Below are 14,283 nucleotides of genomic sequence, written 5' to 3'. Positions count from 1 at the left end.
AATGTAAATGGTTTAAGCGCTAAATAGGCGAATAAAAGCCATTTTTGTGTGTTTTTGACGGATTTATGAACGATTATACAGGTGGGGATAATTATTTGATTAAAGTATTATTTCAAATCAAATTATTTTAATTCAGAGGAAAGTGCTGCAAACACAAGATTTGCAGCACAAAAACATTACTTCTTATACGCGTCGTTATGAACACCCGCAGCACGACCTGAAGGGTCAGCATTGTTCTGGAATGACTCATCCCAAGCCAGTGCTTCAGGTGTTGAACAAGCAACCGATTTGCCGTGCGGAACACATTTAGCTGCTGCATCGCCAGGGAAGTGTTCTTCGAAAATACTACGATAGAAATACGCTTCTTTAGAATCTGGCGTATTGATCGGGTATTTGTATTTAGCATTAGCAAGGTCTTGATCGCTTACTTGCTCGCTCACGTACTCTTTCAACGTATCAATCCAGTTATAGCCTACGCCATCAGAGAACTGCTCTTTTTGACGCCATAGCACTTCTTCTGGTAGATAGCCGTCGAATGCTTCACGAATAATGTGCTTTTCGATTTTACCGTCTTTACACATTTTCGCTTCAGGGTTGATACGCATTGCTACGTCTACAAATTCTTTATCTAAGAATGGTACACGTGCTTCCACGCCCCAAGCTGCCATTGATTTATTAGCACGTAAACAGTCAAACATATGTAGTTTAGACACTTTACGGTTAAGCTCTTCATGGAACTCTTGTGCATTTGGCGCTTTATGGAAATAAAGGTAACCACCAAACAATTCATCAGCACCTTCACCCGACAACACCATTTTAATACCCATGGCTTTGATCTGACGTGCCATTAAATACATAGGCGTTGAGGCACGAATGGTTGTTACATCGTAGGTTTCGATGTGGTAAATCACTTCACGAAGGGCATCAATGCCTTCTTGAATAGTAAAGTGAATAGGGTGGTGAACCGTGCCAATCATATCAGCCACTTTTTGTGCAGCTGCTAAATCTGGCGACCCTTCAAGCCCCACAGAGAATGAATGCAGTTTTGGCCACCACGCATCTGACTCGTCATTGTCTTCGATACGTTTTGCAGCAAAACGCTGTGTGATAGCTGAAATAACAGATGAATCTAAACCACCAGATAATAGAACACCGTATGGAACGTCACACATTAATTGACGTTTAACTGCTGCCTCTAGGCCTTCTTTTACATCGCTTGCTTTAGCTTCGTTGTCTTTAACCGCATCAAAGCTTTGCCAATCACGGCTGTAGTACTTACGAAGTTGACCATCTTTGCTCCATAAGAAATGACCCGGCGGGAATTCTTCAATATGTTTACAAATTGGCGATAATGCTTTTAATTCTGAGGCAACATAAAAGTTACCGTGTTCATCGTGACCCGTATAAAGCGGAATAATACCGATATGGTCACGACCAATTAAGTAGGCATCTTGCTCTTCGTCGTATAAACAAAAGGCGAAAATACCATTTAAATCATCTAAAAACTCAGGGCCTTTTTGCTTGTATAAAGCTAAGATAACTTCACAGTCAGACTGAGTTTGAAAAGTAAAATCTGTTTCTAAGTTAGCTGCTAACTCTTTGTGGTTATAAATTTCACCGTTAACCGCAAGAATATTTGTACGCTCTGGGTTGTACAAAGGTTGTGCACCACTCGATACGCCAACAATCGCTAGACGTTCGTGCACTAAAATAGCTTTATCTGATGAATATACCCCTGACCAATCTGGCCCGCGGTGTCTTAAAAGTTTTGACATCTCAATTGCTTGACTTCGCAATTGGACGGGATCAGATTTAATATCTAATACCCCAAAAATTGAACACATAGTGACTCCTCATTCCAAATATGTGCGCAGTTAACAGAATTTATATAACTGCGAATGTTTGTTTTAACAGAAATAATTACCTAAGTCACACAGGTTTTTTAATTAATTAAGAATAAAATATGCACCTTAAGCGGCGGCTTTGCACCAGTATGGGGTAATTGTTTAAAGGATGAGCAGTTTAAATGCTTGATTTAAACAAATAGGCTGATATAGAACCCGTAACAAAGGCTATTATTACTATCAACGCTGCACAAGTTTGGTGCAAAGGGTTATGTGAATTTTTTATTATTTAAATGTATAGACAAGTGGTGAAGGCAGCGCGAGCAAAGGTTTTCTTTGCTCGCTATTATTAAAAAGTATTTAGGCTTACTTGTTAATATAGTTTAGTGCTATCGCTAGTTGATTTAAGTGCGCAGTGAGCTTTTCTTGTGCTGCATGGGCCTCTTTAAGTGTGACAAACTTAAAGTGCAAGAAGTCTCCAGGTTTTAATTGTGCAAAATGACGAAGATCTGCTTCGATCACTGTGCCTAGTAATGGGTAACCACCTGTCGTTTGCGCATCATTTAATAACACGATGGGTTCACCATTTGGCGGTAATTGAATACAGCCCGGCGCAACGGCCATAGAGGGTAATGAAACAGTGTGACGAATGTCGCATTCATCACTTAATAGCCTTGTGCCCATGCGGTTACTATTTGGCGATACATGCCATGAATGATTAATAAAGTTAACGACAGTGTCTTTTGGTAACAGTGCTGCATGAGGTCCCGCATGAATACGTATTTGCGTACTCTTTGGCGGTAGCATAGCGCCTAAGCCAACTTTAGTATTGTACTTAGGGGTAACCTCAAAACTATCGCCAGCTTGTAAAGCTTGACCAGTCAAGCCACCAAATCCCGCTGAAATATCAGTTGAGTAAGAATTCAATATTGGGTCTGGTAAATGCCAGTCCCCGCCAATAGCAAGGTAACTTCGAAACCCATGGCGCGCAGCATTGAGTTTTAGTACATCGCCTTTTTTTATGTAGAAGCTCCAACCAGGCTCAACAGCATTGCCATTCACGGTGGCTTTCATATCTGTGCCGTGCAGTGCGATGTAGTAATCATTATCGAACTGAATTTCGGCAAGCCCTAAAGTAATTTCAATAACGGGGTTGTTATCATCATTGCCGACTAAACGGTTTGTAATAATCTGCGCGTAAGGGTCAATGCAACCAGATTGCCCAATACCTAAATGGCGAGAGCCTGTGCGCCCTTGATCTTGTATAGACATTTGCATGCCAGGTTTGATGATGGTGATCATTTTAACACCTCCTGAATAACAAACTCCAAAGTATCACCGGGTTCTATCGCACAGGGCGAGGCTGCATTAATATCAAATAGGCGAAAATCTGTATGACCAATAATTTGCCAGCCACCAGGAGAGCTTTCTGGGTAAATGCCGGTTTGTTCGCCGCCAATAGCAACAGACCCTTTTGGGACCGAGAGCCTTGGTTCAGCATGACGAGGGGTAAATAATTGTGGGTTTAGTCCGTCTAAATAAGCAAAGCCGGGTTTGAAACCAAGAAACAACACATGGTATTTGGCACTACTGTGCATTTGAGCAACTTCATCGACAGACAGATTATGATGTTTAGCAACATGTGCGATATCTGGTCCATATTCACCACCATAACGTGTAGTGAGTTTATGATGACGCGAATTGAAGTCACTGGCTTTAAGTTCATGCCATTGATCAAGTAATCGTGGCAGCCAGCCAGCAAGTTGGGCGGGCTCTTTAAGGTAAAGCGTTAAGTTATTATTGGCGGGGACTATATCAACAAAGTCATCACTGCTTTGACAGTACTGTGCTAAAGCCCATATTTTCTTTTGGGTTGTTAGTGTGTCGCTGCCTGTTTCATAGGCATCAAAAAAGATGCTATGTGTCGTGAGCGCCATAATCTTGGGTGTTCTATCGGTCGTCATTGCGTATCAATCTTATTATTATCCCTTGATGCTTATTAGCATATAGGCTGGATGTTGATGATGTAAATGCGTCTTTAGCGTTAATTAGAAAAAATCAAGATAGCCAAGCGGTTATAACCGCTTGGCCGATGACTAACTTGGTTAATTTGCGTTATTTAATAACCAATTAGACAATAAACGTACGCCGTAACCTGTACCACCTTCAGCAAGTTCATCTTTCGCTTTTGAGTTTAGCGCGTTACCAGCAATATCAATGTGAACCCAACGCGTGTCACCAGCAAAGTTTTGTAGGAAACTTGCAGCTGTGGTTGCACCTGGACCATGTGAACCGATGTTTTTAAGATCAGCAATATCAGACTTTAATGCATCTTCGTAACCGAGCGGTAAACGCCAAAGGTTTTCGTTTACTTGCTTACCCGCAACAGTTAGTTGCTCAACAAGCGTATCATCAGCTGAGAATACAGCCGCATAGTCATTACCTACAGCACCAATCTTAGAACCCGTTAGTGTTGCAACATCAACCATAATACTTGGTTTGAATTTATCGCGGGCATACCACATTGCATCACTCAGTACTAAGCGGCCTTCGGCATCCGTATTTACAATCTCAACACTTAAACCTTCGGCTGTTCTTACAACATCACCCGGCGCTACAGCAAATTGCGATACCATGTTGGCAGCCATGCCCATGACAGCAACAACGTTTGTGTCTGCTTTAGCCAGTGCCATTGCTTTAACTGTACCCAGTACTGCAGCTGCACCTGCCATGTCTGATTTCATGCGGGCAATTGAAGCACCAGTTTTAAGGCTGTAGCCACCTGAATCAAACGTAATACCTTTACCTACTAATGCGATAGGGGGGTTTTTATTCCCTTGATAATGTGCAACAACTAAACGTGAACCTTCTTCGCTACCACGGCCAACTGCTTCAAGTGCACCCATGCCTAGCTTTTTAATTTGCTTAGGTTCTAAAACAGTAATTTTAACACCCAGCTTTTTAAGTTCTTTTGCCGCTTTAGCAAAATCAGCAGGCGTCATTTCTGTTGCAACTTCAGAGGTTAAATCACGTGCTAAAAATACACCTTGTTCAATGTGTTGTAGTAATTTATGGGTTTTGACTGCTTGGTCTAAATTTTCAACGTCGACAGTGTAGTTTACAACATGGCTATCTTGTTCTTTTTTGTACTGCTCAAAACGGTGGTCACGTAAATTCGCACCATGTGCAAATTCAGCTGCGTATTTAGCATTGATTGCGCTGTCTTTTAGTTCTGAAAAATCGAGGCTTACGGTTGCTTGTTTAGCAGACTGTAATTTAGCGTGAACATTACCACCGAGTTTTGCCATTTTTGCTGCATCTAGTTTTGGCTGTTCTCCTAAGCCAACAAGTAAGATGCGCTGGTGGTCGCTGCCATTAGGAGCGATGACTTCTAATGTTTTGCCATAACCTGCTTTAAAATCGCTGAACTCAATGACCTTATTTAGGTGAGTTTGGGTTTCTGGCTTTAAATAATTAAAGTTAGCAACTTGACTATCAGTGTCTAAAAATAAAACTAAGGTGGTGTCGTTTGGCTTAATTGACTTTGCAAAAGTGAACTCTGCGGCATTCACTTGCGTAGCAAGTGTTAACCCTAATGCAATAGCAGACAAGCTGTGTGCAATTTTCATTTTTAATATCCCAATGTTAAAAAGCTGTGTTTTACCGTAAATAAGGTTAAGAGTTAAATTGTTAGCGGTGAATAGCTGTTTGCATGCGTTTAAGCTGAAATTATTAATGCTTATGCTCGGTCTCCTTTAAATACAGGCTTTTAAGAGGAAATTAGTATGACAATTAAGTCGATGTTACTGACACTATTTACTTGCAGTGCCATTTTTACCACCAGCCCAATTAAAGCTGACACAATGCCAGATAACGCAACAGGGCATATTGAATCGATTGTGCTTGGCTCTGGTTGCTTTTGGGGAGCAGAAAAACGATACGAAGCAATGGATGGCGTGTTAGATGCTGTATCAGGTTATGCCGATGGGCATGGATTTAAAGCGACCTACAAGAATATAACACGTAGCTCACGGCGCTTTGATGAAAACAATTATGCAGAAGTTGTTAAAGTCACATACAACAGTAACGAGTTAACAACACAATCACTTTTAAAGCATTATTTTGAAAATCATGATCCAACACAGCTAAATCGCCAAGGTAATGATATTGGTACTCAATACCGCTCAACAATTTTGGTTAGTAATAACGAGCAACTCGAGATTGCTAATAAACTTAAAGGTGAATACCAAAGCAAATTAACGGCAGCAGGGTATGGCAAGATTGTAACTGTGATAAAACCACTTGATGCGTTTTATGCTGCAGAGGATTACCATCAAGATTATTTAAAGAAAAACCCGAATGGTTATTGCCCGGATCATTCAACAGGCGTTGTATTCACGCCAGTAAAAAAACAGCATGTTGATAACACAGCCTTATTGGCCGGCAAGCAAATTGTGGTGATTGATGCTAAAGGCTATTGTCCTTATTGTGAAAAGTTTAAAAAAGACGTCGCAAATGAGTACATGGGAACAATTCCTATGACCTTTCGACATGCTGATCAGCTCGATGGTTTAACAATTAAAACCCCAACATGGGCGACACCCACACTCTTATTTATTGAAAACGGCGAAGAAGTGTATGGGAGACAAGGTTATGTTAGTAGAGATGAATTTTACAAAGCCTTAGGTGCATTTAAACTGGGTGACAGTGAAGCCTTTAGAGTGGCATTTCATGCCAGAACAGATAGTCCATTTTGTAAACAATACGATATCTTTAAAAATACACCTGACGGGATTTTTATTGATAAGTTAAGTGGAGTGCCACTTTTTGATACCCGAGATCGATTTAATTCAGGCACCGGCTGGCTTTCATTTACTCATCCGATAAAAGACAGTGTAACTATGCATGAAGATAATAGTTATGGCATGCAACGCATTGAGCTTAAATCAAAAAGCTCAGGTATTCACTTAGGGCATTTGTTTCCAGGTGAAGGGCCAAGAGGTAAAGACAGATACTGCATTAATGCTACCGTGCTTGATTTTGTGCCAAGAGATAAATCTTAAAAGGTAATTGATGTAAGAAAACCAGCCGACATGGCTAGTTTTCTTTTAGCCTGATGACTTATTACCACAATTTTAATTCCTGTTTAGCGAGATTTAAGTTAAACGACACCAGCTCGTTATTATTGAGCTGCACAGCCTCATAAAAATCAGCAATGGCCGCCGTATCATTTTTTGCCATTAGTCGGGCAATACCTCTATTACTTAATGCATAAGACGTCAGTTCATTACGCTTATAGTGTGGAGCATTGACTTTTTTTAGCATCGCGATTGCTTGTGAGCAATCTTGATCAGCTTTATCAAACTGCTTCAGTTTCACACTCACAACGCAACGATTAAATGGCACGATATAGTTGTTAGCATCGTTCATCGTCTCTAAAGAATTAGCAAAGTTACCTTGCATAATTGCTTTTGAGCTTGCGTTATCGTCAACAACCATGAGTTTAAAGTCGTTGTTGTTGGCGAATACAAAATTCGAACAAACAAATAATATTAACCATAGGCAGGGTTTAAGATTTAATTTAAACATTGTTTTCTCCTTGTTAGCGTAAGCAATATGCTTACTCTATAAAGTTAGAAAACAGGGTATAAAACTGACAAACGAGATATTCGCACTCGTTAGGTGAAGAAAAGTATTTTATAGATAAGAATATGACAGGCAAAAAAAAGCCCGGTCAGAACACACAAGAACCGGGCTTTCGACAACAATTTGGTTGGGGGAACTTTTACAGCGCTAAGTTTTGTTTTGCGCGGCTTAAGTTGTGATTAACAAGTTCATTTTTTGAAATTTGCACTGCTTCATAAAAGTCAGAAAGTGCAGCAGTATCGTTTTCAGACATGATGCGTGCAACACCACGGTTACTAAGCGCAAACGATGTTAATTCGCGGCGTTTGTAACCAGGTACTTTACTTGTACTTAGAAGTGAAATTGCTTGTGTACACAGGCTTTCCGCTTCTGAAAAATTCTTTTCTTTAACGCTTAATGCACAGCGGTTGAAGGCAGTTTCGTATTGGCTTGTTGCATTATCGTTAGTTTGAGCTTGCTCAATAACCATCAGTTTATAATCAGCTTGATCGGCTACTGCCATCGCTGAGCAAGTTAATAAAGAGCTAAGTGCAATAGTGGTTACAAGTGTTTTTAACATGATAGTTTTCCTCTGAATAAGTTGGTGTTTCTTGCCAACGAGTGAACTTTAAAATATTCCTATAAGCTAAACAAACGATTAAATTAAAACTGATAGATGAAGAAATTTAATCTATAGAGTAATTACTCAATTCTCAGCGATTTAGTAGTGAAAATTAGAGAGGAGAGTGTCTGAAAATTACTTTCAAACACAATATGTTTTGTTTTGTGAATGCTATTTTTGTATTGATGTTATCAGTTTGGTTGAAAACACTTACTCTAGATCAGCTAGTTACGATTGAAGCTATTTATTTAATGTAATATTCAAAACTAAAATATCTGCTGTATCAGTTTGTTCTTTGAGTAAGATAGTGTTACCGCTTATAGCAGTTATTTGACTACAGAAATCCGCACAAAACTTTTCAAAATCAATACTTAAATTTTGAACACCAAGTTCATAATCGTAAAAATTCATTGTCCTAGAGTCGTTTTCTTTGTATTGAAGATAGAAGCCATTTTTAATTGGGTAAATGCTTGAAATAAAATGCGTATTATCAATTAGATTGGTACCAGAAGCAGTCATTACTTGGCCACTTGAAAAACTCAGTAATTCGTCGTTATGATTTAAAAAAATATCTTTATCTTTCAATTGCGTATTTAATGACACTATTTCGTCAGTAACTAAATCAAATTTAACTATTTCATCATTGTGAGTGTTCTTATCAACAAACAAAATAGCATCTGACTGTTTATACCACCCGATTGGATACCCAATGATTCCATTTAACCATTCGATTGCGAACTGGTCTTCCTCTAGCTTAATAAGAAATGGTTTGTTATTTATACTGCTTGCGATACGTGCTCCAGAGGGGTCCCATATTGGTTTTGATAAAGCATATTCTTGCTCAGTGTTAACGAACAATAATTGTTCTTCCTCAGTCTCAATATGTTTAATAAAAAGTTGTGGAAGTCCATTTTTCATTGACATGTAGGCGATGAGTTTTTCATCAGGTGAAAGTGCAGCTTCTTTATCAATGGTATTTGAGTTTACGATTTTTATAGGAGTAGAGAGTGAATCTAAAGCGCTAATCAAAATATCTTGGTCAGACTTAGCCTCAATAAAATACAATTTGTCCTTAACGATTTGTGGATAAATCAAAAAGTTATAGCTTTTAAAATTAAGAGTCGTTAATTGGCCGTTTAATTCAAGTTGTTTTAACTCACTGCCATTACTCAATAACAAAGACTCACCATCATTAAACCAAGTCATAAAGTGCCAGTTATGATCAATTTCACCGACTGATTCAAGGTTAAAACTCGATAAATTTAATAGTTTTACCTCCGAGATTGCATCTTCATTGAAGCCAATTATCGCTAATTGTTTCTGGTTAGGTGATAAAGCGAGCTTGTAGGGCTTGAAATCATCACTTGGTTGAAGAATTTCGTAAGAATGGCCAGTAATCAAGTTATGTCGATATAGGCTCACATTACGGCTGTGTTCGGAACTGTTTTGATTTGCTAAATAGAAAAGGTTTTCTTGTTCATCTATAAAAAACAAGCTGTTCCAGGTTATATCTGTACGAGAAAAGAGTTTTTCTTCGCTGATCACGTTCGCTTCTGTATCTAGTTGCAGTCGATTGAATGAAATACTCCCTTCATCTTGAAACGAATATACAAGCGTATTTGTATCTGTATCCCATGCAAGGTAGGTAAACGCTTTTAAGTCTTTACTTAATTCTTTATATGAATTTAATTGTAAATCTTTGATTAAAAGCCTTCGCTTATTAGGACGATTGGTATTTTGTATGTAAGCCATAAAACGCCCATCAGGACTAACTTGTAGGTAACGCTCTTTTTCATTGCTTGCAGTAATAGGCTTAAGATCTTCTAAAGAAATCTGTTTATCTTCGTTAAGGAAATTGAAAAGGAAGATAATGATAAACAAAGCTGGGATAATTAAGAGTGCTAGTTTTGTATTTTTTATCTGATGTATTTTTGTTAATGGAGTGCTCGTTTTTTCATCAGGAAAACGTATTTCAGCCTCGAGACTATAGCCCCGTTTTGGGTGTGTTTTTATAATGTGCTTTTCTTCATCGGATAACGCTTGTCTTAACAAAGCAATATTTCTGCGAACTGAATTAGGACTGAAAATAGCTTGTGGCCAAACATTAGCAAAAAGCATTTCTGCTGATAACACTTGATGTGGTTTTTGCGAAAATACTTCAAGAAGTGCCATCACCTTAGGCTCTAAAACAACAACTTTACCATATGTTTGAATTTCGCCAGTCTCAAAATTAACCAAAGAGTCATTAAGAAAAAATTGTTTTGATAATTTACTTTCACTCAAGTTGATAGTTATCCATTTGTTATTATTAGTTATTTTCAGCTTAATGTTTTCTTAAGCTTTTCTTAATCACTACTTCATCGCTTTTTGTTATGCGCAAAAGTAAAAGTATCGAAAGGCCAAGCGCCATATTATTCAATAAACAATAAAAGGAATGTAAAGTGAAGCGATATTTACTAATGCTCATATTTTTTATGTGTTTTATTAGCCATAAAGCACATGCAATGAAAGAGGTAGACTATAACAAATTGGCAAGTCAATTTATTACGGTTTTAAACACTAAAGATTTAGGTAAGATCGAAAAATTTGTAGTAAAGAACTTCTCGCCAAATTCTCTTGCTCGCTGGGAGGGTAAAGGTAAAGACCGTTATGTTGGGTATTCGATGAATGTTGCGCTTTTTCATGGAGAGTTGAGTGTTATTTCTACAGAACTTGATACGTCAACTAATCGCATCCGTCATATCAGTAAAGTTTATTCAAAGAATACAGATATGCAGCATCAAGTAGTGTTATTTTTTAATGATGACCAATTTCAAGCAATAACAGGGTGGTCTATTGAAGAAACTCCACAAAACCAAGGTTCAAAAGGCTCTTTAACTGAGTCACAATTTATTGAAGAGATCAAAATTTATACTGATAAACTGGCGCAAAGAGGTAGTTTCTCTGGCACGGTATTACTTGCTAAAAATAATGACATTTTGTTTAGCGCTGCATATGGCTTTGCTTCACGTCGCTATGATGTGAAAAATAACTTAGAAACGAAGTTTCAAATTGGCTCAATGAACAAAATGTTTACTAGCGTCGCTATCTTACAGCTAATAGAAGCTGGCAAAGTATCGCTTGATGATCCGCTCACTAAATTTATTGATAAAAGCATTTTAGGGAAAGGTGATTTTAGCAAAATTAAGATTCGACACTTATTAAGCCATACATCAGGGATTGGTAATATTTCTGGCTATGACGAGATACAAAATAAGGTGCGCTCTCTTAAAGATATCCAACATTTATACACTTCAATTGATGCTACATTTGAACCCGGAACTGAATGGCGTTACAGCAATACGGGTATGGTTCTACTTGGTCAGGTGATTGAGAATGTAACTGGTGAAAATTACTATGATTACATAAATGAAAATGTATATAAAAAAGCTAACATGCAACAAAGCGGAAGTTATGACTTAGATGTGCCTGTTAAAAATACTGCCCGTAATTATTGGTTTTCTGTCGAAACTGGTCAAGTAACTGAAAATTTGATGTTTCAATCGGTAAAAGGGGGACCTGCAGGTGGAGGTTATTCAACTGTAGGCGATTTACACAAATTCGCCCTGGCAATGCAAAATGCTCAACTAGTAAGTCGTGAACTCTCTAATAAAGCCTTATCAGCAAAACCTGAGCTAAATGCACCAAACTGGGGATATGGTTTCTCTGTGAGAAGTTCAGCAGGGAATACAACTGTTGGTCATAATGGGTCCCATTTAGGCATGACAGCAAGGTTAAATATGTATCAAGAAAAAGGCTATATTTTAGTTGTTTTGGGGAATTTTCAATCATCAGCATGGCCTGTTGTGGCAAAAGTAGATCAACTCATAAAGCGTTTGTAAAAATTCATTAAATTAGGGGCGTATTAAAGCCCCTTATATACAACCTGCAAATCTATTATTGATAAATTTAATGGCAATGTAATGGTTTTACGTTGTGGTAGTGTTTGTGTCATTAGGCTATATCCTGTTAAAAAAGCGTTTTAATTATATATGTAGCAATCGGTTAGTAACTTTGTTAAAACTAAACCTCTTGAATAACAGGTGTTAACATCAAAAAGGAATTCTGGTGCAAGGATATAAAATCAGCACAGATAAAACTGACCTCGATTTTGAAGTAATTTACGGTTTTATTTCAAAAAGCTATTGGGCGTCCGAAATACCAAGGCAGACGCTAGAAACAGCCATTTCAAACTCATTTTGTTTTGGTGTCTATGATAGCCATGATTATCAAATAGGTTTTGCCCGCCTCATAACAGACAAAGCAACATTTGCCTATCTTGCTGATGTATTCATAGTAGAGAGTCATCGAGGCAAAGGTTTGAGCAAGTGGCTTGTTGAGAGCATTGTCTCTCACCCAGAGCTTCAAGGCTTAAGGCGTATGGTATTGGCAACAAGAGATGCGCATGGTTTGTACGCGCAATATGGTTTTCAACCAATTAAGAATCCAGAGATGTTCATGCAAATTTGGAATCCAAATGTTTACCATGAGCTAGAGAAATAACAACAATTTAAAGGTTACATGGAACCAACTACTTTTAGTTTGTGGTGAACTTAGCGTTTGATTGCAGTGTTTTCTTATAAGGCACTAGTATAATTAAGGACAGAATTATGAAAACAGGACTTTTATCAATCGGGTTATTATTTACATCAAATCTTGCTTTTGCTGATTGTAAAATAGCGTTGGAAGAAAGGTTAAAAGACGATTTGAACCTCACATACCAACAATTTGATCAGACATACGATGCTGGGTTTAGATTGTTAGAAAAATCAGGTTGCCATGCTGAAGCCGCAATTCTGATAAAACGTTTTATCTCTCACAATAATTCAAAAGAAAGCTCATTAACGTGGCATTTAGCGCAAATGGAAGGGCTAGCTGGTGATTATCAACAAGCCGTTTTTCACGCAAAAAAAGTATTGGATCCCGATGAAGAGCTAAGTGGTTCAAAAATGTATTGGAATGACTTTGTGTTAGGAAATATTGCTTTTTGGAATAAAGACAAAGCAAAACTAAAAAAACACATAGCAAATATTGAAAAGGGACAAAGCTTTAAACCTAACCAGATAAATCTGAACTACCTGAATCAGTTGCTCAAACATTTTGATTTAAGTTACAAGCATGCGTTGTCTATGTAGCCAACTTTTTAAACATGAATTACCGAATCTTCAACATATCAGACTTTAACCTTACAAATATTTCTAACTATAATTATGCAAAAATTATCTAAATTTCTTTTACTCACTAGCTTCATATTTGGTGTTCTTTCATTTAAGTCGTTTGCTAACGACCAGTCAGCCGACTTCGAAGTAATTAATCTCGCTGATGATTTTTATACTTTATATCAATCAAGCAAGACGTCGACCGAAGAAAAGAGAGCAGAGCAGTTTTCTAAATATTTCACCTCTCAATTTGCGCCTTTTTATAGCGAGAAAAGCTTTGTTAAAGCTATTGAGGGGTTCAGCTCAATAGAAGTGGGGTATTTATCAAAAAATAAGCGTTTATCTAAAGATTTAAATAGTAGTATGGAATCATTTATTGCTATTTTTCCTGATTTCAAATCTGAAACGCCCATTTATATACTTCACTCGCTAGGAAGGTTCAATGGGGCAACGCGAGAGTTAAATGGTAAGTCTTACTTAATGTTTGGCGTAGATCTTATGGCTAAGTATCATACATGGCAGAACGATACGCCATTTTTTCATCACGAGTTATTTCATGTTTACCACGAAAAATTATTTCAATGTAAGGATGAGCTATGGTGCTCTATTTGGACTGAGGGATTAGCAACTTACGTTTCACATAAATTATCTCCGTCAGCCACTGATGATGAATTGATGTTAAACATACCTAGAAATCTGGTGAAAAAGATTCGCTCAAGACAGCTCGATTCTCTCGTTGACCTCAAGAAAAAGTTTTATTCAAAAAAAACTGAAACATATTCTTCATTTTTCAACTTCGCAAAGGACGAAACAAAGCTTCCATACCGAAGAGGTTATTACCTAGGTTATATTTTAGCTAAACAAATTGGCAAAAATTACAGCTTAGAGCAATTGGCGAAAATGGATAAAAAGACAGTAGAGAGCCTATTGCTAAAAGAGCTTGATTCATTAATAGAAGCGGAAGGCTAAAAAACGAAACACCCAAACGACAAAA

At 37.8% G+C, this 14,283-nt stretch carries 12 protein-coding genes; 5 read left to right on the top strand and 7 right to left on the bottom strand.

Annotated features, from left to right (window positions below; genetic code table 11):
• Positions 1-176: 176 nt before the first annotated feature.
• The 4 genes from asnB to CWC28_RS16950 all read right to left on the bottom strand — a co-directional run bounded on the left by asnB (position 177) and on the right by CWC28_RS16950 (position 5,473).
• Positions 177-1,844: an asparagine synthase B gene (gene asnB / locus CWC28_RS16965; protein ID WP_063705432.1), complete on the bottom strand. Its 1,668-nt coding sequence runs from the start codon at positions 1,842-1,844 to the stop codon at positions 177-179.
• Positions 1,845-2,210: 366 nt separating this feature from the next.
• Entirely contained in the window at positions 2,211-3,146 is a 936-nt protein-coding gene (locus CWC28_RS16960; protein WP_138625477.1) for a 5-oxoprolinase subunit C family protein, read from the bottom strand.
• Positions 3,143-3,808 carry a 5-oxoprolinase subunit PxpB gene (gene pxpB / locus CWC28_RS16955; protein ID WP_138625476.1) on the bottom strand — a complete coding sequence of 222 codons (666 nt, stop codon included), beginning with the start codon at positions 3,806-3,808 and terminating at the stop codon, positions 3,143-3,145. The genes CWC28_RS16960 and pxpB overlap by 4 nt, the downstream gene beginning before the upstream one ends.
• A gap of 141 nt (positions 3,809-3,949) precedes the next feature.
• A complete protein-coding gene (locus CWC28_RS16950) occupies positions 3,950-5,473 on the bottom strand; it encodes a leucyl aminopeptidase (RefSeq protein ID WP_138625475.1) in 1,524 nt (507 codons plus the stop codon).
• 156 nt (positions 5,474-5,629) lie between these two features.
• Between CWC28_RS16950 and msrA the strand changes: the two genes are divergently transcribed.
• The gene (gene msrA, locus CWC28_RS16945) at positions 5,630-6,907 is read left to right on the top strand and encodes a peptide-methionine (S)-S-oxide reductase MsrA (protein WP_138625474.1); all 1,278 of its coding nucleotides are present in this window, start codon (positions 5,630-5,632) and stop codon (positions 6,905-6,907) included.
• A gap of 61 nt (positions 6,908-6,968) precedes the next feature.
• Here msrA and CWC28_RS16940 read toward each other — a convergent pair whose 3' ends face one another.
• The 3 genes from CWC28_RS16940 to CWC28_RS16930 all read right to left on the bottom strand — a co-directional run bounded on the left by CWC28_RS16940 (position 6,969) and on the right by CWC28_RS16930 (position 10,374).
• Positions 6,969-7,433: a tetratricopeptide repeat protein gene (locus tag CWC28_RS16940; RefSeq protein WP_105180484.1), complete on the bottom strand. Its 465-nt coding sequence runs from the start codon at positions 7,431-7,433 to the stop codon at positions 6,969-6,971.
• A 196-nt stretch (positions 7,434-7,629) separates the two neighbouring features.
• Positions 7,630-8,049, bottom strand: a complete 420-nt coding sequence (locus CWC28_RS16935) for a tetratricopeptide repeat protein (protein ID WP_063705413.1) — start codon at positions 8,047-8,049, stop codon at positions 7,630-7,632.
• Positions 8,050-8,331: 282 nt separating this feature from the next.
• Positions 8,332-10,374: a winged helix-turn-helix domain-containing protein gene (locus tag CWC28_RS16930; RefSeq protein WP_138625473.1), complete on the bottom strand. Its 2,043-nt coding sequence runs from the start codon at positions 10,372-10,374 to the stop codon at positions 8,332-8,334.
• A 158-nt stretch (positions 10,375-10,532) separates the two neighbouring features.
• Here CWC28_RS16930 and CWC28_RS16925 point away from each other — a divergent pair, with 158 nt between their 5' ends.
• From CWC28_RS16925 to CWC28_RS16910, 4 genes are all read left to right on the top strand, one after another.
• Positions 10,533-11,972: a serine hydrolase domain-containing protein gene (locus CWC28_RS16925; protein WP_138625472.1), complete on the top strand. Its 1,440-nt coding sequence runs from the start codon at positions 10,533-10,535 to the stop codon at positions 11,970-11,972.
• A gap of 226 nt (positions 11,973-12,198) precedes the next feature.
• Positions 12,199-12,633, top strand: a complete 435-nt coding sequence (locus CWC28_RS16920; protein ID WP_105180488.1) for a GNAT family N-acetyltransferase — start codon at positions 12,199-12,201, stop codon at positions 12,631-12,633.
• 107 nt (positions 12,634-12,740) lie between these two features.
• A complete protein-coding gene (locus CWC28_RS16915) occupies positions 12,741-13,265 on the top strand; it encodes a hypothetical protein (protein WP_138625471.1) in 525 nt (174 codons plus the stop codon).
• Positions 13,266-13,340: 75 nt separating this feature from the next.
• Positions 13,341-14,258, top strand: coding sequence for a DUF5700 domain-containing putative Zn-dependent protease (locus CWC28_RS16910; RefSeq protein WP_138625470.1), 918 nt, complete (start codon positions 13,341-13,343; stop codon positions 14,256-14,258).
• The last annotated feature ends 25 nt before the right edge of the window (positions 14,259-14,283 follow it).

It is taken from the genome of Pseudoalteromonas sp. S4492, assembly GCF_005886115.1.
GTDB classification, from domain to species: Bacteria; Pseudomonadota; Gammaproteobacteria; order Enterobacterales; family Alteromonadaceae; genus Pseudoalteromonas; species Pseudoalteromonas gelatinilytica.
This window is presented reverse-complemented; position numbering and strand designations above follow the sequence as displayed.